Origin of the sequence: Planococcus faecalis, from assembly GCF_002009235.1 — a bacterium.
Classification (GTDB): Bacteria; Bacillota; Bacilli; order Bacillales_A; family Planococcaceae; genus Planococcus; species Planococcus kocurii.
In genome coordinates, this window is the sequence record NZ_CP019401.1 from 2,686,092 (window position 1) to 2,710,264 (window position 24,173).

The 24,173-nt window shown below is 44.2% G+C and carries 20 protein-coding genes; 4 read left to right on the forward strand and 16 right to left on the reverse strand.

What is annotated here, in order from left to right; all coding sequences use genetic code 11:
• Positions 1-24: 24 nt before the first annotated feature.
• The 8 genes from AJGP001_RS13440 to AJGP001_RS13475 all read right to left on the reverse strand — a co-directional run bounded on the left by AJGP001_RS13440 (position 25) and on the right by AJGP001_RS13475 (position 7,477).
• Entirely contained in the window at positions 25-978 is a 954-nt protein-coding gene (locus AJGP001_RS13440) for a DegT/DnrJ/EryC1/StrS family aminotransferase (RefSeq protein ID WP_071154232.1), read from the reverse strand.
• Positions 968-1,462, reverse strand: a complete 495-nt coding sequence (locus AJGP001_RS13445; RefSeq protein ID WP_071154231.1) for a GNAT family N-acetyltransferase — start codon at positions 1,460-1,462, stop codon at positions 968-970. Before AJGP001_RS13445 ends, AJGP001_RS13440 begins: the two co-directional genes overlap by 11 nt.
• The gene (locus AJGP001_RS13450; protein ID WP_071154263.1) at positions 1,446-2,102 is read right to left on the reverse strand and encodes a sugar transferase; all 657 of its coding nucleotides are present in this window, start codon (positions 2,100-2,102) and stop codon (positions 1,446-1,448) included. The genes AJGP001_RS13445 and AJGP001_RS13450 overlap by 17 nt, the downstream gene beginning before the upstream one ends.
• A gap of 8 nt (positions 2,103-2,110) precedes the next feature.
• A complete protein-coding gene (locus AJGP001_RS13455) occupies positions 2,111-3,223 on the reverse strand; it encodes a DegT/DnrJ/EryC1/StrS family aminotransferase (protein WP_071154230.1) in 1,113 nt (370 codons plus the stop codon).
• Positions 3,224-3,265: 42 nt separating this feature from the next.
• A complete protein-coding gene (locus AJGP001_RS13460; protein ID WP_071154229.1) occupies positions 3,266-5,107 on the reverse strand; it encodes a polysaccharide biosynthesis protein in 1,842 nt (613 codons plus the stop codon).
• A 127-nt stretch (positions 5,108-5,234) separates the two neighbouring features.
• Positions 5,235-6,002 carry a tyrosine-protein phosphatase gene (locus AJGP001_RS13465; RefSeq protein WP_071154228.1) on the reverse strand — a complete coding sequence of 256 codons (768 nt, stop codon included), beginning with the start codon at positions 6,000-6,002 and terminating at the stop codon, positions 5,235-5,237.
• A 49-nt stretch (positions 6,003-6,051) separates the two neighbouring features.
• Positions 6,052-6,753, reverse strand: a complete 702-nt coding sequence (locus AJGP001_RS13470; RefSeq protein WP_071154227.1) for a CpsD/CapB family tyrosine-protein kinase — start codon at positions 6,751-6,753, stop codon at positions 6,052-6,054.
• Entirely contained in the window at positions 6,713-7,477 is a 765-nt protein-coding gene (locus tag AJGP001_RS13475; RefSeq protein WP_071154226.1) for a YveK family protein, read from the reverse strand. The genes AJGP001_RS13470 and AJGP001_RS13475 overlap by 41 nt, the downstream gene beginning before the upstream one ends.
• A 181-nt stretch (positions 7,478-7,658) precedes the next feature.
• Here AJGP001_RS13475 and AJGP001_RS13480 point away from each other — a divergent pair, with 181 nt between their 5' ends.
• On the forward strand, positions 7,659-8,444 hold the full coding sequence (locus AJGP001_RS13480) for an SGNH/GDSL hydrolase family protein (protein WP_071154225.1): 786 nt from the start codon (positions 7,659-7,661) through the stop codon (positions 8,442-8,444).
• Between the two features lie 14 nt (positions 8,445-8,458).
• Positions 8,459-9,382: a polyisoprenyl-teichoic acid--peptidoglycan teichoic acid transferase TagU gene (gene tagU / locus AJGP001_RS13485; protein ID WP_071154224.1), complete on the forward strand. Its 924-nt coding sequence runs from the start codon at positions 8,459-8,461 to the stop codon at positions 9,380-9,382.
• Positions 9,383-10,663: 1,281 nt separating this feature from the next.
• On the opposite strand, the gene AJGP001_RS13495 is transcribed toward tagU, so the two are convergent.
• The 7 genes from AJGP001_RS13495 to AJGP001_RS13535 form a co-directional block, all read right to left on the reverse strand.
• The gene (locus AJGP001_RS13495; RefSeq protein ID WP_071154222.1) at positions 10,664-10,906 is read right to left on the reverse strand and encodes a hypothetical protein; all 243 of its coding nucleotides are present in this window, start codon (positions 10,904-10,906) and stop codon (positions 10,664-10,666) included.
• A 197-nt stretch (positions 10,907-11,103) separates the two neighbouring features.
• On the reverse strand, positions 11,104-12,264 hold the full coding sequence (locus AJGP001_RS13500) for a glycosyltransferase (RefSeq protein WP_078080651.1): 1,161 nt from the start codon (positions 12,262-12,264) through the stop codon (positions 11,104-11,106).
• Between the two features lie 132 nt (positions 12,265-12,396).
• The gene (locus AJGP001_RS13505; RefSeq protein ID WP_071154221.1) at positions 12,397-13,230 is read right to left on the reverse strand and encodes a GDP-mannose 4,6-dehydratase; all 834 of its coding nucleotides are present in this window, start codon (positions 13,228-13,230) and stop codon (positions 12,397-12,399) included.
• 1,550 nt (positions 13,231-14,780) lie between these two features.
• On the reverse strand, positions 14,781-15,125 hold the full coding sequence (locus tag AJGP001_RS13520; RefSeq protein ID WP_245830193.1) for an EamA family transporter: 345 nt from the start codon (positions 15,123-15,125) through the stop codon (positions 14,781-14,783).
• A complete protein-coding gene (locus tag AJGP001_RS13525) occupies positions 15,112-15,450 on the reverse strand; it encodes an EamA family transporter (protein ID WP_245830195.1) in 339 nt (112 codons plus the stop codon). Before AJGP001_RS13525 ends, AJGP001_RS13520 begins: the two co-directional genes overlap by 14 nt.
• Positions 15,443-17,182 carry a DUF6020 family protein gene (locus AJGP001_RS13530; protein ID WP_078080652.1) on the reverse strand — a complete coding sequence of 580 codons (1,740 nt, stop codon included), beginning with the start codon at positions 17,180-17,182 and terminating at the stop codon, positions 15,443-15,445. Before AJGP001_RS13530 ends, AJGP001_RS13525 begins: the two co-directional genes overlap by 8 nt.
• Positions 17,179-18,120 (reverse strand): glycosyltransferase family 2 protein, encoded by a 942-nt coding sequence (locus AJGP001_RS13535; protein ID WP_058384526.1) that lies wholly within the window; start codon positions 18,118-18,120, stop codon positions 17,179-17,181. Before AJGP001_RS13535 ends, AJGP001_RS13530 begins: the two co-directional genes overlap by 4 nt.
• Positions 18,121-19,120: 1,000 nt before the next feature.
• Here AJGP001_RS13535 and AJGP001_RS13550 point away from each other — a divergent pair.
• Positions 19,121-20,563 carry an MBOAT family O-acyltransferase gene (locus AJGP001_RS13550; RefSeq protein WP_071153097.1) on the forward strand — a complete coding sequence of 481 codons (1,443 nt, stop codon included), beginning with the start codon at positions 19,121-19,123 and terminating at the stop codon, positions 20,561-20,563.
• Positions 20,564-20,574: 11 nt separating this feature from the next.
• Positions 20,575-21,618: a hypothetical protein gene (locus tag AJGP001_RS13555; RefSeq protein ID WP_078080655.1), complete on the forward strand. Its 1,044-nt coding sequence runs from the start codon at positions 20,575-20,577 to the stop codon at positions 21,616-21,618.
• 77 nt (positions 21,619-21,695) lie between these two features.
• Here the strand turns inward: AJGP001_RS13555 and AJGP001_RS13560 are convergent, their stop codons facing one another.
• Positions 21,696-24,056 (reverse strand): bifunctional 2',3'-cyclic-nucleotide 2'-phosphodiesterase/3'-nucleotidase, encoded by a 2,361-nt coding sequence (locus AJGP001_RS13560; protein ID WP_071153094.1) that lies wholly within the window; start codon positions 24,054-24,056, stop codon positions 21,696-21,698.
• Positions 24,057-24,173 lie beyond the last annotated feature (117 nt).

Here is a 24,173-nt window from a genome sequence, read left to right on the forward strand (position 1 = left end):
ATAGAATTCTCCTTTCATTAAAAACTATTCATTAGTTCTCAAACACAATTCTATTAATAGTTCAACCATCTCTAGATATTTATCACTATCGACATCTTGGTGTACAGGTAAGTTCATAATACGTCTAGAAAGTTCTAAACTTTCCTTGTATTCAGATCCTCTGAGTGGTTCAATCAAAGTATGATAAAGACTAACAACCCCATAACCTGAGTCATTCATTAATTGGTATACTTTATCTCTATTTCCTTTACTGATAACAATAGGAAAAGTTTGAGGAATTGTGTTTTCCCCTAATTCTTTTTTTAATGGCAAAAAATATTCCTCTGTGTTATTATCCATGATTATTTTTTCTAATTTTAAATAATTGTCTTTTCTTTTCTTTGCAATATTTGTTATATCATATTCGAATGGGTCTCCTGCAATGTCTCTTGTTCTTTCCCCTGCAAATGGTAATGACTTTAATTTATTATTATTTATTAATAAACTGCCACCGTTATTGAAAGGAAACATTTTATGCAATGAAAAAAACGTTGCATCAGAAAACTTCTCTAGAGTATGATGATATGTGAAAAATCCATGTGCGTTATCTTCGATTATCAATCCCGAAAATTCACGTACTATATTTACAATTTCATTTAGTCCTGGATCAACAAAACCGAAATAGTTTACAAGAAGAACTGCACTTTTTCCGTGATCTACTTCCTTGATTTTACTAGACAAATCATTCACATCGATATTCAAATCAGAAGTCATCTTATAATATTGTATAGAAAGACCTTCTAGATTATTAACGGGGTCGAAGATTCCACTTCCTTCTTTAGGTGACCATCCAATATATCCAGGTAAAAACAAAGTGTTAATCATGCCTTCATTTATCATATTGTTAAACAAATCAAACATTCCATCACGTGCACTATTATAATAATATTCATTTTTTCTATAATTTTCTTGATTGGTAGCTACTTTATCAATAATCACTAGTTCCACCCAATTCTTTTTCAAATTGTACACGCACAGTACTGTACCCTTTAGATTTATAAAATTTCATAGTATTTTCATTGCTAATTGTTGTGTTCAATTCAATCTTCATTATATTTTCAGATTCAGAAAAGTTTTCTAAAAAAGAAATTAATCTAGAGCCCACGCCTTTCGATCTAATTTGTGTGTTAACGATAATATGTCCAATATGTAATCTCTTTTCTCCAAATAATTCTCTTTTATGAGCCCAAATAAAACCAACAAGTCCATTCTCATTAAAAGCTCCTACCAGTATGGCAGTGTCATTTTTTTTATACTTAACCATGTCCGAAAATCCTTTAATAGCATAATCGGTAAATTGTCTTAAAGTAGGGAAATTGAGCTTCATGTTATCTTCAAGTAATTCAATAATAACATTTTTGTTATCACTAAGATCTTTAGTATTCATTAATCTAATTTCTATATCTTTATTTGATAATTTCATTACTGAATTCCTCTTTTCTCTCGATATCTAGATCTTTAAGTATATGTTCAGTTCCGACTAAAATATCTTTCCTTTGAAATACGACGAGAATGGTACCAATAATTATTTTAAAATCTAACAAAAAGGACATTTTTTTTGCATAACTAACATCTACTTTAAAGCGCTCATCCCAAGTCAATGCATTTCTTCCGTTAATTTGTGCTAATCCAGTAATTCCGGGTCTAACATGACTTCTCTTTCTTTCTTCGATACGATAATAAGGTAAATATCGGACCAACAATGGGCGCGGTCCCACAATTGACATGTCACCTTTTAGAATATTGAAGAGACTTGGCAATTCGTCTAACGAAGTGGATCTCAAGAATTTTCCGAAACCAGTAATTCTCTCACTATCTGACAGCAATTCGCCTTTTTCATCTTTCCTATCAGTCATTGTCCTAAATTTATACATCAAAAATAACTTCTCATTCAGGCCTGGACGAGCCTGCTTAAATAAAATAGGGCTTCCAAGTTTAGTTCTAACTAGAATACCCACAACTAAAAAAACTGGACTAAGAGCTATAATTGCAATCAAAGACAGTAACAAATCTATTGGTCTTTTTAAAAATTGTCTATATAATCCTCTTTTTGAATCTTCCATTTCCATTTCTATTCCCACAACCCTCGAATAATCTCTACAACTCTACCCAGCTGCTCATCCGTAATCTTCGAATCACTCGGCAAACAAATTCCATTCTCAAACAACTTCTTAGAAACATCTGCCCCTACGTAATCATACTTCTCAAAATAAGGCTGCAAATGCATCGGCTTCCAAACCGGACGAGACTCAATGTTTTCTTTTTCTAACGCTTCCATCACTTCAATTGGACGAACCTTTCCAGTCAACGTCATAGCACTTAACCAATGGTTGGGTTGGTCCCATTCATTATTTGGCATGAATTCTACGCCTTCAAGATCGTTCAAGTGGTCTTTGTAAAAATTATAGATGTAATTTTTCTTCGCCACTCGATCGTCTAAGACTTTCAGTTGACCTCTACCGATTCCAGCAACTACATTACTCATGCGATAGTTGAAACCTAGTTCACTGTGCTGGTAATGTCTAGCTTGATCTCTAGATTGAGTCGCCCAAAATCTAGCCTTTGCAATGCGCTCTTCGTTGTTAGAAACAAGCATACCTCCACCTGAAGTGGTGATAATCTTATTGCCATTAAACGAGAAGATTCCATAATCCCCGAAAGTTCCTGTATGCTGGCCTTTATAATAAGTTCCTAAAGATTCTGCTGCATCTTCAATCAATGCAACATTGTATTTTTTACAAAGCGCTACAATTTTGTCCATGTCTGCTGATAACCCATAAAGATGAACTAATAGTACAGCTTTCACTTGTGGGTATTTTTCAAAAGCTTCTTCTAATGCTTTTGGAGACATGTTCCATGTTTCGTAATCACTGTCGATAAATACTGGAATGGCATTTTGATAAATGATTGGATTTGCTGTTGCAGAGAATGTTAACGTTGAACAAAAAACAATATCGTCTTTTTTCACTCCGGCCGCAATTAGCGCAAGATGAATCGCTGCCGTACCAGAAGATAACGCAGCTGCGGCTTTCGAACCAACCTTCGCTGCTAACTCCTCTTCAAAGCCATTGACGTTTGATCCAAGTGGCGCAATCCAATTGGTGTCGAATGCTTCTTTTACAAATTCCTGTTCAAAGCCTTCATCGCTCATATGAGGGGATGAAAGTAAAATTCTTTCTGCCATTTTTCTTGCATCCTTCCTTATCCTGCTAATATCCACGCTAGCTTAATTGCTGACATTAAGCAGTTCTTTATCTTTCAAGTCGATATTCTTTCTATTTGCTAAAGAAACCAACACATCCTTAACCTCATCATTCCGCATCTCAGGCAACTTCTCCAACAAATAAGTCAACTCACCCTCACCAACCGGATTCGCTTTCCCGATATAAATCTTCGGAAACACTTGCTCTGTCTGAATCTCGTTATCATTCAACAATTCCTCAAACAATTTCTCTCCCGGACGAATCCCAGAAAAGTTAATGCCAATTTCGCCTTCTGCATAACCCGACAAGCGGATCAAGTTTTGTGCAAGATCTACAATTTTCACCGGCTCGCCCATATCGAGGACAAACACTTCGCCACCTTCAGCGAGCGTACCTGCTTGAATCACCAATCGTGATGCTTCTGGAATCGTCATGAAATAACGGGTCATGCGTGGGTCGGTTACGGTTACTGGACCACCTGCTGCGATTTGTTTTTTAAACAGTGGAATGACCGAGCCGCGGGAGCCGAGTACATTACCAAAGCGTACAGCCGCAAATTTCGTATCACTACGTTTTGCTAAGTTTTGCACAATCATTTCAGCAAAGCGCTTTGTCGCGCCCATCACATTCGGTGGGTTGACGGCTTTGTCTGTCGACACCATAACGAAATTGCCAACACCGCTCATATGCGCGGCTTCTGCAACGTTTTTCGTGCCGTAGACATTGTTTTTAACTGCTTCCATTGGATTGCTTTCCATCAACGGCACGTGTTTATGTGCCGCTGCGTGGTACACCACATCCGGTTTGTATGTATTCATAATGTCTAAAATGCGCTCGCGGTCTTGGACGTCCGCGATAATCGGTATGATCTCCGTGTCCGGTGCTACGGTTTGACGCAGTTCCATGTCGATCAAGTAAATCGAGTTTTCGCCGTGTCCGAGAAGCAGGAGTTTCTTTGGTCCAAAACGCGCGATTTGACGGGAGATTTCAGAACCGATGGAACCACCCGCGCCTGTGACTAAAATGGTTTTACTCGTCAGTTGACCCGCGATTTTGTCCATATCCAGTTTGACTTCATCTCGACCTAACAAGTCTTCAATTTTGACGTCTTGAATATCTGTTACCGACACTTTGCCAGTCATGATGTCTTCAATCAGTGGAATGGTTTGCGTACGAACACCTGAGTCCATGCACGTTTGAATCAGTTCGGCGGTTTCTTGCTTGCCGAGTGACGGAATGGCGATAATGATGGTGTCAATTTTGTTGTCGACAGCGATGTCGGCAATGTTTTTTGTATTGCCGTGCACCACACGGACACCGTAAATATCCAAGCCTTGCTTGTTTTTGTCATCATCTACGTACAGGACGGGCAACAAGCCGTTTTCAGGATTGGCCAGTAATTGACGGGATACTAAGCTGCCTGCTTTTCCGGCACCAACGATTAAGGTGCGTTTCAAGTCTGACGTTTTCGGGTTCATCTTGTTGTCTCTGAATAACCGCCAAGACAAACGCGATCCACCGATTAGCAGCAAATGCAGCATCCACGTAATGAGTAAGGCACGGAACAACACGTCGCCTCTGTAAACCAATTGGACGAGTCCAATAACTACGATTGACCACGTAACCGCCTTGAAAATAGACGCCAATTCACCGATGGACGCGTATTCCCACACTTTTCGGTACAAGCCGTAGTACATCGCCAGCGCGTGATGCGCGACAAAAATCGTTAATGCACTCGCTAACAAGAAATGGTTTTGCAACACATGGTCATAAGGATACAGCACATAATAACCGACAAAAATAGAGAAAAAGACAATAATCGAGTCCACGATTAGTAATAACGAAACACGGTTTTTCAGTGACATGAGGGGTCATTCCTTTCAAAATCCAGTACTTTTTACTTAACTGGGTAAAAATCTTCCCTCATTCTAACACACGATTAAATGGAAATGAAAGGATTTTTCAAACAAAATAATACTTTTTTGTTAGTTATTAAGTAAATATGTTCCACCATTTTCCTTTAGAGATGTCTTCCGGCTCTAATACATGGAAATGTTCATCCAACAAGATGCGTTCGTTGTTTTCCAGGAAAATATCCACCATGTCGTGCTGTTGCTTTTTCTCTAAATAATCGAGGCCTTCGTTAAAGAGGAATGGCCGTTTGTCCAAGCTGTGGACATCAGAGCCGTAAACGTGGATCAAATTGGCATCGATCAAGCTCATCGCCGTGCGTTGAATGGCTTTGCCAAAGCTGCCTGCAACAGAACCTGCCGTCACTTGTGCCATCGCGCCGTGAAGCAAGAGCTTTTTCAAGCGCTCTGGTTTTTCGATAATGCCTTGGTTACGCTCGGCATGCGCAATAATCGGTACGTAGTTTTTCATGATTAACTGTTGAATAATGGGCACCGTGTACGCCGGAATACCAGAAGAAGGCAACTCCAACAACACGTAGCGCGACCCCGCTAGTGTTAAGGCTTCTTTTGCAGCAAGTTTTTCAGGAAGTTTTTCACCCAAACGGCATTCTTGTCCACTGTAAATGGTAATTGGCAACTGCTGCTCCGCAATCCAGCTATTGACCCCCTCTAATTGTTTGTTTAGAGCCGCGAGATTGGTCGTGAAATTTGGATGAAAAGCATGCGGCGTTGCAATAATGCCGGTAAGTTGCTCTTCTACCGCTTTTTCCAGCAGTCGTTTTGTTTGTTCCATTGTTTCTGCTCCGTCATCAAGTCCAGGCAGAATATGGGCGTGCGTGTCGATCATCCGTTCTTCCTCCTTTAGCGCTTTAAAAAAAGTAAAAAGGGAGTCCTTTTTACTCTGTCGTACCGTAATATTGGTAATAGTTGCTATCTTTAGGTAATTCGAAGTTATTTAATACAGCACCGATCAACCGACTATTTGATGAAACGATCGCTTCTTTTGCTTTAAGTGCCATGTCTTTTTCGGTATTGCCTGAACTGACAACAAGAATGGTCCCATCGCATTTGTTCGATAAGATTTGTCCGTCTGTAACCGACAAAATGGGCGGTGCATCGAAAATAATCAAATCATAACGTTCTTTCAACTGTTGGATTAACATATCCATCGATTTGGAAGACAGCAATTCTGCCGGATTTGGAGGAATTGGTCCACAAGTCAGTAAGTCGAGTCGATCCACCACAGTTGTGCGCACGGCTTCTTCAATTGAACTTTGTCTTGTTAAGACACTCGATAATCCGATGGTGTTCCCCATATGGAATGTATGATGCGTTGTTGGTTTTCTCATATCTCCATCAACTAATAATACGTTCTTGCCTTCTTGTGCATAAACTACCGCTAAGTTAGCAGAAGTGGTTGACTTGCCTTCTGAAGGGGCAGCTGATGTAACAACCATTGTCCGGATATCGGCGTCTGGTGATGAAAATGTGATATTCGTTCGCAATGTGCGGAACTGCTCAGAGACAAAAGAGCGTGGTGTAGTAAATGAGATTAGTTTACGCGCGGTATCCTGCAGCACTTTCTTCTTTCTTGCCATTCGTCTTCCCCGCCTTTCTTCTTGAAGTAATTGGTTCTAGTTTTGCTTCTTCTTTAATCGGTGAAATCACTCCGAGCATAGGCACGCCCAAAATGTCTTCGATGTCTTGTTGATCTTTGATCGTCGTATCCAAATATTCCAGTAAGAATGCGATACCGACACCGAGCATCAAGCCGATTACTGCTGCAATCGCCATGTTGAGCATCGGGTTCGGTGCGACAGGTGACGGATTTTCTTTTAATACGGCTGGTGACAATATTGACACGTTGTCAACGTTCATCAACTCTTTGATCTCGCCTTCAAACACTTTTGCCGTAGTGTTGGCAATATCAACGGCAAGTGCCGGGTCTTCATCTTGTACGGTCACATTGACGACTTGAGAGTTTTCCGCAGTCGCAACTGTGATTTTGCTGTTTAACTGTTCAACCGACATATCAAGATCTAGTTGACTGGATACTTCATCTAAGATGGCCGGACTTTTGATGATGACGGAATATGTATTGATCAATTGAAGGTCTGTTTGGATGTTTTGGTTGGTCAGTTGGGAAGCTTCCGTCGCTTCTTGGTTGACCAAGATTTGTGTGGAAGTCTCATACATCGGAGTTAACACTAGGAACGATACAACCCCTGCGATCGTAATGGCTAAAATGGTTAACAATGCTATTAATCCAGCCCGTTTTTTTAGTGTTTTAAACAGGTCTTGTAAGCTAATGGTTTCTTCCATGTCGTAATTATCTCCTTTAAATTTCAAATTCTTATCATAATTGCTCAATAAACAACATAAAATAGTATAACATAGGAGAGTGTAGAAAGAACTTCCAATTTCAAAAAGTTTAATAGGCTATTAGAATGATTTATGCTATGTTAATTGATACGTATTGGTGCTTTTTGAAAGGAGTATTTAGATGAACTTGTATAAAATTGGAGCTGTGTTAGCTGTTATTATTTGTGTGATTGCGCTAGTTTTTAGCTACCTCACGTGGCAAGACAAGCTAGATAATGTACTGGCTACGCCCGAAGTAGAAGAGACTGCGGCTGTAGATAAGAAGAAGGATAACAAGGTCGAGGAAGAAAATGTCGATTCTGTGAACGTGGACGGTTTGACTGCCAACATGGACGAACAGTTGCAGGAAATTTTTGCTGACAGAAACGATCAAGGGGATGGCTTGAAATTCCTTATCGCTGGTTCTGCAGCGCTGGAGTCTGGTGAACCGGGTTACGCGGAGCGACTCGCTGTTTCGTTAGAAGACGCGTACGGGGAATTTATCGATGTGGCGGTTACTTCTATGGAAGGAACTTCTGAAGCACTTGCCTCGGTGGATCTTTCGGCAGGTTATGACGTCGTACTTCTTGAGCCGATGACGTTGATGAACAACGACCGCATCGCGATTGAACAAGAACGCGAACACATTCGAGCGTTTGACGCGAGACTTACGAATGAGGTAGCAGACGCCGCTATCGTGCTCCACCCTGCTCAACCGATTTTTGGTGCCGGTTATTATTTGGCACAGATTACAGCGTTAAGTGAATTTGCTGGAACGAATGGCTATACGTATATTGATCACTGGTCTGCATGGCCAGATACGGATGACATTGGACTGAAAGACTATTTAACGCAAGACGGGTTACCCAATGACAAAGGCGCTGCATTATGGGCACAAGAACTGGAAGCGTATTTTATCGCTAACTAAAGGAGATTCGTTTGATGGGCAGAAGAGAACAGAAAAACAAAAAGAAAAAATGGCCATGGGTATTCGGCATACTCGGTGTCATTGTAATCGGTCTCGGCATTTATTTATTTACGGTTTATACGAGTTTTACGAACACCTTAGAAGAAATTCATGAACCGATCGAACGCGAAGCATCCGACAAGCGTACGACGGACCAAGAAGTTGTCCTGAGTGACCAAGATCCGTTTTCGGTGTTGCTGCTCGGTGTTGATGAACGCGAAGATGATCGTGGACGTTCGGATACGATGGTGGTTATGACCATCAACCCCGCAGACCAATCGACGAAAATGGTCTCGATTCCGCGTGATACGTATACCGAGATTATTGGACGCGGCACGACCGATAAGATTAACCACGCGTATGCGTTTGGTGGCATTGAAATGTCGATGGCGACGGTTGAGAACTTGTTGGATATTCCGATTGACTATGTGATGCAAGTGAACATGGAAGGTTTCCAAGATATTGTCGATGCGGTTGGCGGTGTGGAAGTGAACAACACGTTAGCGTTCGATGAGTTTGCTAAAGGGACGATTGCGCTTGATGGCGAAGAGGCTTTGGGGTATGTACGCATGCGTAAGCAGGATCCTGAAGGTGATTTTGGTCGTCAGAATCGTCAGAAGCAAGTGATTCAGGGCATTATGAAAAAAGGCGCTTCGGTGAATAGCTTGTTGAATTACCAGGATATTTTCACGGCGCTTGGTGATAATGTGCGGACGAATATGACGTTTGATGAGATGATGGATGTGCAGTCGAATTACCGCGATGCGATCGGTACGGTTGATCAGTTGATGGTGGAGGATGGCACGGGCGAGACGATTAATGGGATTTGGTATTATGTTATGGATGATGCGGAGTTGGCGGAGATTCAGTCGACGTTGAAGGCGCATTTGAATATGTAAGGTTGGTGAGCGTGGTCCTGTTGTGGGATTGCGCTTTTTTTGTTGTTGGGGATTGTGGAAGGGATTGTTGGTGGAGTTTTCGAGGGGTTCTGGTGTCGCCTTCGGGCGCTTTGGGCTTGGCTCCCGCACTAAGCCGAGAAGTACACTCGTCTTATTGCTTCGCCTAGCCCCTGTCGCGCATCGGCTGGTGGTGTGGGGGATTTCAACGAACATACTTTTTTTGTGGGGGTAGTGGGTGTGGGTTCTGGTGTCGCTTGGCGGCGGTGCACGCGCCGGCGCTTTTTTTTATGGGTTTTGGGATTGTTGATGAAGTTTTTGAGCGGTTCTGGTGTCGCCTTCGGGCGCTTTGGGCTTGGCTCTTGCAATAAGCCGAGAAGTGCACTCGTCTTATTGCTTCGCCTAGCCCCTGTCGCGCCTCGGCTGGTGGTGTGGGGGATTTCAACGAACACACTTTTTTTGTGGGGGTAGTGGGTGTGGGTTCTGGTGTCGCTTGGCGGCGGTGGTGCACGCGCCGGCGCTTTTTTTTATGGGTTTTGGGATTGTTGATGAAGTTTTTGAGCGGTTCTGGTGTCGCCTTCGGGCGCTTTGGGCTTGGCTCTTGCAATAAGCCGAGAAGTGCACTCGTCTTATTGCTTCGCCTAGCCCCTGTCGCGCCTCGGCTGGTGGTGTGGGGGATTTCAACGAACACACTTTTTTTGTGGGGGTAGTGGGTGTGGGTTCTGGTGTCGCTTGGCGGCGGTGGTGCACGCGCCGGCGCTTTTTTGTGTTCAGATTCGGGATTGGTGGAGGAGTTTTCGAGACGTTCTATTAGTCGCCTTCGGACGCTTGGGCATGGCTCTCGCAATAAGCCGAGAAGTGCACTCGTCTTATTGCTTCGCCTAGCCCCTGTCGCGCCTTGGCTGGTGTTGGGGAGACTCAGCGAACTTACTTTGTTTGGGTTAGGTAGTGGGTGTGAATTCTGGATTCGCTTGGCGGCGGTGGTGCACGCGCCGACGCTTTTATCGTGAGGCTGGTTTCATGTTCACTTGGGGCCAGCCAAGGTTCTGCACAACACTTTCAAAAGAGAGTGCTTGTAGTTTTTGTGGGGTTCTAGATGTCGCCTTCGATCTCTTTGGGTAGAGCAAAGACGGTTGCTGTTTCTATCCGTGTTTCCTGTTTTTGAACCCTGTGTTTGCTATTCTTACCTATTTTTTTACTTTTGAACACGACTTTCACAAAAAATGTTGCCTTCCCTCTTCCAACACAAAACCCCGCTCTTGAAATGCAAGAGCGGGGGTTTGATTATTTTATTGGGTAATCTGAAGTTTCGATATGATCGTCGATTTTTTCAAATTCACCGAACTTGAGTTTTTTTAAATCGTAGTGTTGCACAAAATGGATGAAGGCTTGACGCGGTATGCCTAGTTGTTTGGCGCTTACCGATGGCCCTAGATCTTCATGGATGTAAAGGTCTTTAATGACTTCTACCAATGCTTTGTTGTGACGTTTTTCTATTTTTTCTTTATAAGACTCGTATTCCCCCATAAGTCCTTCAGCTCACTTTCTGATTTTTTTATAGGCCCTATGAACTTCTCTCTCTCTAATATTCCCATTATAGTAGTTTTGTATAGATATTACTAGTCAAAATGACGCATTAACTATTGCGACATTTTGATAAACACGTTATATACAGCTACAACTATACACTTTTTTAATTTCCCAATCGAAATACCTATTTTTTGTTAATGTAACCGGAAGGCGTATTTCTCCACTTCTGCTTCTTTGATGAATTTTTCCATGACGTGATTGCTTTCAAATTCGTTGGCTTTGGCACGGTCATGCTTTGAAACTTTGTGATACCGCGTTTCACTCGACAGCAATTGTTCGATTTGCGCTTGAACGCTGTACAGTTCGCTGTCTGCTGAGAACGATTCGCCGCTTTCGTATGGTGGCAGTTGGTGCAGAAAGCCTTCTGTTAATCCCAACTGGTCGTTGATCTTGGCGGTGATTCCCGGAATGCCGCAACCTGCTGCTTCGATTAACGAAACGCCCATCCCGACAAAGCAAAACGTGTTTGGCAACCCGCGTCTTTTGTCATCGCAAGTAAACTTGCCGTGCATGAAAATGTGGTCACGCGCTGTGGAGTTGTTGATTTTCTGGCGTAAGCTGTCTTCTCCTGGGCCGTCTCCGTAAATGTGGTAGGTGAATTCTGGGTCGATTTGGATAAGCTTTTCCATAATCTCGATCATGTAGTAATTATAAGTGCGAAATTCAGCGAGCTGACCGAAGGAAATGATGCGACGCGAATGGAAATTGCCTAAGGTTTTCGTCGGTGCACAAAAATCCAGAGGCAATGGGAAAATCGCATTTTCCAACGGTTCTCCGATAACTTGTTCGGTCTTTTCTTTAACAGATGGATTCATAAACAGCAGTTTTTGATAGTAGTTGGGATCGATTAGTTTGAGTGTTTTGACCGTTCCGTGCAAGCCTTTTTGTGCGTAGCTGTTCGGATTGTAAACACCCGACATGCGCTTACTCGCCGGTAACAGATAGGATAACAAGAACGACATCGGCCCAAACGAATACACCAAATCGAATTTCTGTTCTAATCGCCTGCTCAGCATTTTTGTGACGAGCCATAAGTTCACCGACGGATTGCTTGCGTCTTCATCGACAACAATCGTAACGCCTTCAATCGATTCGAGTTCGCGTAGCAAAGGACCGCCGTTACTAAACAGAAACAACGTCACTTTGTAGCCGTTCGTACTGAGCCATTTGACCATACGAACAACAAGCATTTCTACCCCACCCGGCTTCATGTTTTTATGAATCAGTGCAATTGATTTGATGGGACGTTTTGGTTTTTCAACATTAAACAAACGGGCATTACTGAATGTACTCATAACTTCACCTCATCTATTAATATGTCTTCTTTATTTATTGAAACCTAGATTGTTTCATTACTATGCCAATCAAAGCTTATGCATAAGTCCTGCCTGAACGGTGTGTTGTGCGCGGACCTTTCGAGCCACATGTTAATGTGGTGATTCGAGAGAAAATACGCTATTGGTTTGTCCATTCTCTCGGTTATTTCCCAGGAAATGATCCTCTAGCAACGAGGTAGTGCTCCAAGCAAGTCTTTTGTCTCCTACATGCGCATTCGAACCGATTTCATACCGCTCGCCAGCTTCTCCCAAACGAAAAACCGTGTCAATTGCTTCGCATAGATCATTAACCTGCAGTTTATGGGTCATTTCTTCTGAAGAGTCGAGCTTGCCTTCTAACGCTTGATGAAAGTAACCTGCAGTCAGTTTGTCGTCTTGCTGCATAGGACTGAAGATTTCGGGACTGGCAGTAGTAACGCTATTCAAGCCGCATTGCTCATGGAACCGCTGGATCATTCTGTCGGCCTTTTCTTTGCTTTCGCTATATAAAGTCTCTTGTTTTGCATCCGTCAGTGATAAGTGAAGCAAACGAGATGCTGCGTACTTAGGGTTAGGCTGATGCGCATCTAGCATCCAAGCATTTTGCGCGGCATACAATAGGTTCATCGTTCCCAAAACATTGGTTTGTTCATACAGCCGAATTTCACCAACACAGTCCATACTGCGGGTTTCTGCTGCGAAATGGAGAATATCCGTTATGTCATAAAGCTCAAACAAATGATTGATGGCATACGCATTGCGAATATCCACGCGGTGAAATGCGTAGCGCGTCGCTTGTTTTGAGAGAGTTTCTAAGCAGCCAGCTTCTGTATTGTAGTCAATATTAATGATTTGGTAGTCTGGGTATTTATCTAAATAATACTGGATGATATGGGAGCCGATAAATCCGTGGCCACCTGTAATAAGTATGGTCTTAGTATTCACTGCCCTCCACCTCTCTTGCTGGATTACTGAAATCTGGAGTCACCTAAGCAATTAAACCTAACGACCCCTTCTTTCGCACCAGTTATACTTCCAATGTTATGACATCCGTGTTAAAAGTAGGTTAAAAGATATTATTTTCTAAATATTTAATCATTATACAATGTAATTAGATACTTTGCATCATTAAACGAAAAAATATTTAGTCTATAGGCGTACTTCTATTTTAATTAGTCAGGAATATTTATTAAAATGGAATTTATTTGATGCTTTTTACCTTTAAAAGGATATCATTTAACGTAACGTATTAATATTCGGTTCTTATGGACTATCTTTAAAGTAGAGGATTTGTTGAAGAGAATTTATTTTCGTCTGTTGAGTAGTCAAAAAAGTATTATTGCTATTCGTTAAAAGTATCATATACGGGAAGCGCCTCATTGCCCTCGATGCCCGAATGCGGTGTTTGGTACCCTACAAAAACTATATGTACTCTTTTTTGAAAGTGTTGTGCAGAACTTTGGCTTGGGAGTACTTCCCTGTGTCGGCCACAAATTGGAGAACATTTGTGTCTAGCCCCAAGTGAACATGAAACCAGCCTCACAAAAAGCGCCGGCGCGTGCACCACCGCCGCCAAGCGATTCCAGAACCCCACACCCACTATCACACCCAAACAAAGTAAGTTCGCTAAGTCTCCCCCAACACCAGCTGAGGCGCGCCAAGGGCTAGGCGAAGCACGAAGACGAGTGTACTTCTCGGCTTTGTGCGAAAGCCATGCCCAAAGCGCTCGAAGGCGACTTCTAGAACCCCACAAAAACTACAAGCACTCTTTTTTAAAAGTGTTGTGCAGAACCTTGGCTTGGGAGCACGTCCCACACCACCCAGCCGAGGCGCGTCAGGGGCTAGGCGAAGCACGAAGACGAGTGCTCTTCTCGGCTTTGTGCGAAAGCCATGCCCAAAGCGCTCGAAGGCGTCTTCTAAAACCCCGCAAAAACTCCTCCACCAATCCCGAATCTAAACACAAAAAGCGCCGGCGCGTGCACCACCGCCGCCAAGCGAGTCCAGAATTCCACACCTACTACCCACCCCAAAAAAGTAAGTTCGCTAAGTCTCCCCCAACACCCAGCCGAGGCGCGACAGGGGCTAGGCGTAGCACGAAGACGAGTGCTCTTCTCGGCTTTGTGCGAAAGCCATGCCCAAAGCGCTCGAAGGCGACTTCCAGAACCGCTCAAAACTTCATCAACAATCCCAAAACCCACAAAAAAAAGCGCCGGCGCGTGCACTGTCGTCGCCAAGCGAGTCCAGAATTCCACACCTACTACCCACCCCAAAAAAGTAAGTTCGCTGCGACTTCCCCAACACCCAGCCGAGGCGCGCCAAGGGCTAGGCGTAGCACGAAGACGAGTGCTCTTCTCGGCTTTGTGCGGGAGCCATGCCCAAAGCGCTCGAAGGCGACTAATAGAACGCCTCAAAAACTATAATCACTCACTCCCCTCCCAAACAAAAAAAGCTGCAGAAAACTCGGCAATGCCAAGTCTTTCTGCAGCTTTTATTTCTTAACTGACGAGCACGAATGCCCCCGTCACAATGAGCAACACACCTAGAATTTTGCGTGTGCCAATGTGTTCTTTTAAGAGGAAATAAGAAATCAGCATCGTCCAAATGTACGTGATCGCCGTCAACGGGAACACGATCGTATACGGCAAGAATTTTAACGCCACAATGTTCAAAATGGCGCTGACGCCGTAGAGGAAAACCCCAAACAGCAAGCGCAGCATAAATGCTTTGCGCTCCATGTTGATATTAAACGACGACGCTTTTTTTAGGAAAAAGCCGCCAAATGCACCGACCCAGGTCATGACGACTAACAACAAGACCAATAACAGATTAATCGCTGTCACCCCCTATGACGATAACCCCGATCAAAATGAGCAACGTGCCCATCGAGACATTAAACGTGATGGCTTCGTCTAAAAACAGCGTTCCGTAAAAAATGGCGATGACGTAACCGAGACTGAGTAATGGATGCAGCACGGACAGCTTGCCAAAACGGAATGCCGCGGTCATGAGCACAGCGCCCATGCCGTACAAGACGAAACCGCCGAGCATGTGCACGTCCAGTATCGCGTCAGACAGTTTCCATAGCAACTGACCCGTTGCTGTGGAAATGGCGGCGAAAATCATCAACAAGATGCCGATGGGAGCCGTTTTTTCGGGTTTATTCACGCAGAGACCCACCCTTGTCGTCGAAATTGAGCAAGCTGATTAGCAAGGCGGCGTAGAAAAAGAGCGACGCATTGAACAAATAACGGAAATCTTGAGCGGGCATGGTTGCCATGACGGCCGCTGTGTTTAAGGCGATTGGCAACAAGATCAACCACACACGCCAGTTGTTGCGTAAATACGCAACGTACATGAACAAGGTGATAAAGAACAAGTACACCGCCGGGCGCCACAAGAATTCTTCTGCTTCTGTGTCGACTTTCAAATACAATTGCGCGCTATAGGTCACTTTTGGGTAAATGACTTGATTGAGTAGATTGAATTCATTGCCATAATAGATGTTGGTGACAAAGCGGTTCATGTGACCGTCTTCTTCGAGTCGCATCTGCCACACCAAGGACGTTTCGTCGAGAAAGGCTTCGACGGCAAGTCCTGGATTTTGAAGGACCAGCTGCGCCCAGTGCTTGGCGTATTGCGCCGGATCGTCGTAAATGACCCAGCGATCGTATTCGCCCCATGAAAATTTGATCGGATCCACGCTAGACGGATTGTATTTCTCAGGCCACAGTTCGAGCGGCATAAGGCGATTGATGTATTCGCGCTGCTCTTCGGTCATGTCGCCATTTTTGGTAACAATGTTGGCGATTTGCTGCGTTGGGATGCTGAGCGCTTCTTGCGGATCGGAATCGACCACGTCAAGTGCGGTATACACGGGACCGGTAATGACTTGGTGAATGATGATGATGCCAAGTGTCATCGGCAGTAATTGCTTCCACATGCGGCGGTACATAATGAGTGCCGCGATCATGGTGATGACGAATACTGGAAACCCGTTATGGCGGAAAAACACCAACATAAACGAGCCTAACAGGAATAACAAGACGAACGAAACTTTTTTCGTTTCCAGTCCTTTTGTTTTCACGAGCAGTAAAATTAATAAAGAAAAGAACAACAACGACGTGCTGTATAAGACGTCTTTCCAAATAATGATCGACATGATGGAATTGACGGGCACAATCGCCGCGACAATTAGCACCGCCCAAAGGATCCAGGTGTTGACTTTAAAGCGTTTCATTAGATAACCCATATAGCCCATCGCCAGGGCCAACGCAACAATTTGGAACAACGCAATGATGCCGGGGCTATCCCAGATTTTTCGTAAGAACATAATGAGCCAGGTGAACATGACGGGATGCCAGTTGGTAAATTCTTTTGTTTCGGACTGCTCCCATTGCGATAACGAATCGGGCGTCATGGCCGCGGGATAAAAGGCGATAAACATGACCAGTGACGCACCGAGCATCGGCAACATGTAAAGCAGCACATAAAACGGCGATACTTTTTGTTCACCTGCTGGCGTTTGAATGCTGAGCAAGAGCTTAATGATGGACAGCACGACGAGTGCAGTCGTTAAAAACAAACCGAGATAAACAGCGGTTTTAACGAGCCAGTGGTTGTCGGCTAAGTATTGCTGGTCGCCAAGTAAGCTGAGTCCTGCTAACACGGTAAACAGCGGCATGAAAATGGCTAAGCTGATTTTTTTAGCGCGTGTCCATCCGTTGACTGTGTGCACGAACGACCGACTGTATACGAGTAAGCCGAACAGCACGAGCGTGATGAAAACAATGAGTAAAGGATGGGCATTACGAATTGGCTGAAAGTAAAAAATGGCAGTAAAAGCAAGGAAAAGTGCTGCAACAAAAGATGCAGCACCTAGTAGGTACGTTTTTTTCATAAAGTTTTCTCGCTTTTGATGCGGTCGCTAATTCGAATTAATTCGAGTTCGTATTGCTTGCGATGCGTGCCCGCTACGGTGTCGAGTATGAGGCCACAAGCAAATGCCAACATAGACAACAGCATTAAGCCGACTGCTAAAATCGCGGACGGTACGCGCGTCACAAAGTCAGTTTGAACGTACTCGACGATTACAGGAATTCCCGCAGCTAGTCCCAAGATGAAGAACAAGGCAGCCCAGCACGAGAAGAATAGTAACGGCTTGTAGTCTTTGAATAAGGTAAAAATCATTCGCAGTACTTTGATGCCGTCTTGTACGGTATTCAGTTTTGATTCACTGCCTTCTGGACGGTCGCGGTAATCGATGGCCACTTCTTTGATCAAGAAGTTGTTGTCCAGTGCGTGAATGCTCATTTCGGTTTCGATTTCAAAACCTGGGCTTGTGACTGGCAGTGATTTGACGAACAAGCGGTCAAATGCACGATAGCCGGTCATGATGTCGGTGATGTTGCTTTTGTATAAGCCGTTGATCAGGTTTTTGACAAGTGTGTTGCCGAAGCCGTGGAATTTTCGTTTGTTTTCATTGAAATACGTCCCATTGGATAACCGGTCGCCGATGACGAGGTTGGCCTCTCCGTCAATGACGGGCTTGATGATGTTGTGAACGAATTCAGCTGGGTATGTATCGTCGCCATCTGCCATGACGTAAACGTCCGCATCGATTTCTCGGAACATGGAACGCACGACGTTGCCTTTTCCTTGGCGAGGTTCTTGGCGAACGACTGCACCGTGGGCTAGCGCGACTTCTGTGGTTTTGTCTTTCGAGTTGTTGTCATAGACGTATATTGTCGATTCTGGAAGTTCTCTTTTAAAGTCATCTATCACTTTGCCGATGGTCATTTCTTCGTTGTAGCAAGGCAGTAATACTGCAATTTTCATAGACATTTTCTCCTTTTGATTTTAAACATTAACTAAGCTATCATATCATGATTCCCAGATTTAGTGAAATGGCTTTCTGTTTTGGGGTTATGTGGGAGTTTTTTGAATGTTGAGTTTTGGTGGAGAGTTTTGGTAGAGTTCGTTTTGTGGGGTTCTGGACTTCGCCTGCGGACGCTTGGGCATGGCTTGGCTGGGTGTTGTGGGATAGACTCAGCGAACTTATTTTGTTTGGGTTAGGTAGTGGGTGTAGGGTTCTGGAATCGCTTGGCGGCGGTGGTGCACGCGCCGGCGCTTTTTGTGTTCAGATTCGGGATTGGTGGAGGAGTTTTTGAGGCGTTCTATTAGTCGCCTGCGGACGCTTGGGCATGGCTTTCGCACAAAGCCGAGAAGTGCACTCGTCTTCGTGCTTCGCCTAGCCCTTGGCGCGCCTTGGCTGGGTGTTGTGGGAATACTTCATGAGCCTACTGGTATTGGGATGGGAGTAAGCGTCGGGTTCTGGTGTCGCTTGGCGGCGGTGGTGCACGCGCCGGCGCTGGGTGTTTTTTTGTTGGAGTTCGTTTTGTGGGGTTCTGGACTTCGCCTGCGGGCGCTTGGCTGGGTATTGTGGGATAGACTCAGCGAACTTATTTTGTTTGGGTTAGGTAGTGGGTGTGGAGTTCTGGAGTCGCTTGGCGGCGGTGGGTGTGGAGATGGTTTTGTTTTTTTGAGATTCGTTATATCTGTTTTTTGATGATACTTTCTTGTGTTGGGTAGTACAAATGTGGTAATTCGTGCCAGGCACCCAAACAATTTCATGACAATAGATTTTTCTCACGTTATAATAGATGGGTTATGAAACTTTACTTGGTTGTTGCGGAATGGTGATCGCGTTTCTGTTGGGCTGGGTGAGGTTTGGCGAAGAGGTTGTTCGGGGTTTTTGCTTCTCGCTTTTTTGAAAGTTTTTATACGTTTTGAGCGTACTTTTAAGCGATTAATTCTAGTATTGTGAAGGTGTCTGGACATGATTTTCAATTCTTTTGAGTTTATCTTTTTGTTTTTGCCGATTGTTTGGATTTTGTATTATGTTCTTGGGCGCATCCATATTCCGTTTGCGAAGACTTGGTTGCTGGTTGCTTCTTTGTTTTTCTATGGCTATTGGAATCCTGCTTATTTGCCGCTGATTTTGATTTCGATGCTGCTCAATTATGCGATTGGGGCTTTTCTTGGGCGTGATCGGGGTGGCGTTTACCGGAGAGGCATTTTAACTGCCGGGATTTTGTTTAATGTGTTGCTGCTCGGTTATTATAAGTATTACGACTTTTTTGTTGAAAACATCAATGTGGTTTTTGGTGAAGATTTGGTTTTGAAGAATATTTTGTTGCCACTGGCGATTAGTTTTTATACGTTCCAGCAAATTGCGTATTTGGTGGATTCGTACCGGTTGGAAACGAAAGAATATAATTTTTTGAATTACGGGTTGTTTGTGTCGTTTTTCCCGCAATTGATCGCGGGACCGATTGTTCATCACCGGCAAGTGATGTCTCAGTTTTCGTCTAAGGATTCTTACCGCATCGTTTATGAGAATATTTCCAAAGGCTTGCTGATTTTTGCGATTGGGCTTTTTAAGAAAGTGGCGATTGCGGATCAGTTTGCAGAGTGGGCCAATCAAGGCTATGGCAATGTCGGTTCGCTGACTTTTGTGGATAGTTGGTTTACGACTTTGTCTTATACGCTGCAATTGTATTTCGATTTTAGTGGGTACTCGGATATGGCGATTGGGCTGGCGCTGTTGTTTAACATTCGCTTGCCGCTGAATTTCAATTCGCCTTATAAAGCATTGGATATTCAAGATTTCTGGAGACGCTGGCACATTACTTTGTCTCATTTCTTGACGACGTATATTTACATTCCGCTTGGAGGCAACCGAAAAGGATCTACTCGCACGTATTTACATATCCTGATTATTTTCTTTATTAGTGGGATTTGGCACGGTGCTGGATGGACGTTTCTGATTTGGGGGGCGCTGCACGGCTTTGCCAGTGTCATTTGCCGTTGGTGGAAAGGCACCGGTCACCGTATGAATAACGTGTCCGCTTGGATTGTGACGTTCTTGTTTGTCCATCTTGCTTGGGTCTTTTTCCGTGCATTGACCTTGGCTGATGCGTTGACGGTTTTAAAGGCGATGTTCGGATTTAACGGCTTTTACTTGCCGAGCGGATTGGCTTCGCTCTTGCCATCGATTGATGAAAGTTGGCTGCTGAAGCTGCCGTTTTCTGCGTCTTCTATCGAAGTTGCGTTAACTTTAGCGATTGGGTTGGCGCTGGCGTTTTTTGCGAAAAATTCTGTTGAAATTATGGAGCAAAAGCAACGCAATGCCGGTATGGCTGTTTTTATTGCTGTTCTGCTTTTCTATAGCGTCATGCAGCTGCAACAAGTTAGTGAATTCTTGTACTTTAACTTTTAGGAGATGATCCCATGAACGATAAAAAATTTAGCTTTGCCGTCATGGCGATTTTCGCCTCACTGACGTTTGCTGTTGCTGCTTTTAACTTTTGGATAGATCCTTTGTGGCATTATGGTCATGCGCATGGGTTGAACGATGTGCAAATTGTCGCGGACGAGCGGGAACAAAAAACCGCGCAACAGCTTTATGACCCGACAGATGCCGATACGTTGTTGCTTGGCAGTAGCCGTAGCACGTATGTTCAGCCGTCGGGGTTTGAGAAATGGACTGTTTATAATTACGCCGTTGCCAATTTATCGATGCGCGAATATTATACGATGTTGCTTTATGCCTTTGATCAACATCCGGATTATGAGCGGGTTTTGATTGGCGTCGATTTTTTCAAATCGAGTGAAGAACAGGCAAAAGATGCCCGTGCGATTACGGGCTATGAAACAAAAGTGCAAGAGCCTTTTTACCGGGCGAAGAATTTGCTGTCCTTTGACACATTCGGTTTTGCGGTTGATAACTTAAAATTATCGGCAGCGGACGACATTACGGCGGACCGTTTGTACAATCGACAAGGCGATGCGTTTGCGAAAAAGCTGACGGCAGAAGAAACCCAACGCGACACGGCAGCTAAAATTACGCGTTTTGAAAATACGTTTTACGGCGATCATTATGTTTATTATTCGCGCTACAAAGAAATCATGCAAAAAGTTCACGATACGCACCCAGAAGCTGAAAAAATTGTCTACACGACACCGATTTCAACAGAGTTGTTCAAGTCGATGGTCGGAACCGGCTTACTGGACGAATACGAAATGTGGCTCCGTGACTTGGTCGCTGTATACGGTGGCGTCTGGAATTTCATGTACCCCAATGATGTAACGAATGACATTTTGAATTATTACGACGGCCATCATTTTTATCCAGAAATCGGCAAACTGATTTCCGAGCGTTTGGAACAAGGTGAACATGCCGAGGTGCCCGAAGATTTTGGTGTGTGGGTGACGGAAGATAATATCGAAGAGCATTTGGCGATGGTTCGAAAGTTAGCGGCCGAGCTAGAATGAGTTTGGGTGCCAGGCACCCAAACAACTCCCAAACAATTCAAAAAAGCTTTCCGCGACTCGCGGAAAGCTTTTTTATGTTACTTAATGTCGATGCGGTATTTACCGAAATCATTGGCAGATGGTGCGACGTAAGTGATGCCGCTCGCTTCTGGTATGAGGCTTTGTGCGTTAGCTGACGTTTCAAAGGTGATGTTTTGGTTGCCGGCAATCGGTGCAAACTTCCAGTTATCATCGGCTGCTGGGTCGATTGTTCCGACTTCAAGCATGTAGTCGATGATGACTTGGCGATTTTCATAGGCATAGTCGATGACTTCTTTGGCATCAGTTACGCCTGGGAAGTTGCCTGTTGCGCGGTAATTGTTTGTGACGACTAAGAATTCCTGTGTATCGGTTACAGGCGCTCCGTTATAAGAAAGCTTTTTGATGCGGTTCGAAGTTGGATTGACGAGTGCCGCTTCTGCATCGTATTTTGCAGGGATCGTGACGTCGATTTCGTACGTGACGCCGTCCAATACATCAAAATTATAGGTACGGAAGTCTGTGTTGATCAACGGTTGTTCTGTTGTTGCTGACGGGTTGATTTGTTGGAATTGCCCTGCCGCCATTTCTAGCCATTCTTTCACTTCTTTACCGGTTAGTTTCAAGGCATAAATGGTGTTGTCGAAGACGTATAAATCGGCGACGTTTTTAATGGCGATTTCGCCTGTCTTGATATCGGTGTAATAATTCCCGCCGTTTCGTCCACCTGCTTTAAACGGTGCTGCTGCGGACAAAATTGGCAAGTCTGCGTTGGCTGTTCCTGCTACTTGCTGTTTGACGTACCAGCTCTGTGCGTTGTTGACAATTTGAACAGATGGGTCGTCTTTGACCAATGAGAAATAGCTGTTAATGGGTGCTGTGGTTTCACCGACTGGGCTGCGCACATAGTCGATGGTTGCTTCATGTGTTTCTTTGACTGCATCAATTACTTGCTGTGAAACGATGTCTGATTCGGTGTCAATTTTGCGCAATTGCGCTTTTCCGGATGCAACGTTCCAGTCTTTTCCTTTTGGAGAAAGCTGTAAATCGATAACGCCTAAATGGCTACCAAAGTTACCCGGCATCACAACAGGTGTGCCGTTAATCGTTCCTTGTTGTTGGTCAACGTTCTTCAAGTCCCCGTAAGATCCAGGGAATACGTCATGATTATGACCTGTGACGATGGCATCGATGCCGTCAATTTCAGAAAGTTGATAGGTGATGTCTTCTTCACCGACGTCGTATTTTTCATCCCCCATTCCAGAGTGGGATAACACAACGACTACATCTGCTCCCGCTTTTTCCACTTCAGGAAGGAATTTTTTAACGGACTCGACTGCATCTTTTGCCGTAACTTTCCCTTCAAGATGCGCGCGGTCCCATTTCATAATTTGCGGAGCAACAACTCCGATGACGCCTACTTGAATGGTGTGCTTTTTACCTTTTCCATCGACGACTTGTTTGTCGATAATGGTGTACGGCTTGTAGCGGTTTTTATTTGTCTTAGCATCGTAGACGTTGGCATTCAAGACAGGAAACGGTGCATCGTCCAGTGCTTCGTCTAAATAATCCAACCCAAAATTAAATTCGTGATTGCCTAAAGTTGAAGCATCGAAATCAAGTGATTTGAGTGCTGCGTAAGCAGGGTGCAGCTCTCCTTTTTCGATGGGGTCGACGGATACTTTATACCCGCCAAATGGCGTTCCTTGAATCAAGTCCCCGTTATCAAATAGCAGCGAGTTGCTGTTTTCTGCGCGTGCTTGTTCGATTAAGACCCCTGTTTTAACTAAACCTAAACTGTTTGATGGCTGGTCTCGGTAATAATCGTAATTGACAAAGTTCGTGTGTAAATCAGATGTTCCCAAAATGCGCAATGTGACGTTCTTACTGCCTGCTGGCTGATATTCTTTCAGCAAACGCTGAACAATGGCCCGCATTTCGCCCGGAGAAACAGGTTTGGATGGCTTTACCGTACCGTCTCCGTACCCGACCAGTAAACCGATGCCCACTCCTTTTGCCAAGTCTTTTAACAGACTTTGACTGAAGTAATGGCGATCTTTAAACCCGCCAAGCAATCCTGTTGAATATACTTTATCGGTTATCACTGCACGTGAAGCGATTGAAAATGCTTGCTCACGAGACAATTTTTCGTTTGGTGCAAATACGGTCTTTGACTTGCCGCTTGTGAGCTTTAAGTTGTATGCCGCTTCCACGTAGGGAGCGAGTTTTTTATCGACATCCTTAAAGCTGATCGTCGAACCGTCTCCTAACTCTACTTTTAATGAAGTTACCAAATGCTGAATAAACTCGCCTCTCGTCACTTCGTTCGCTGCCGCTGCCCTAGGACTCGCAGTGAAAAATCCGCTAAGCACCAGAACGAGTGCCACCAGAATCATAGAAGCTTTTCTGCCAAACGTCATTTCTCCATCTCCCTTTAATCGAATAGTCGAACAACTCTATTATATACGACAACCGAAATAATAGGAGGTATTTACAAAAATTTCACAATGCAGGGTGATGGATTTTTGTTTGAATGA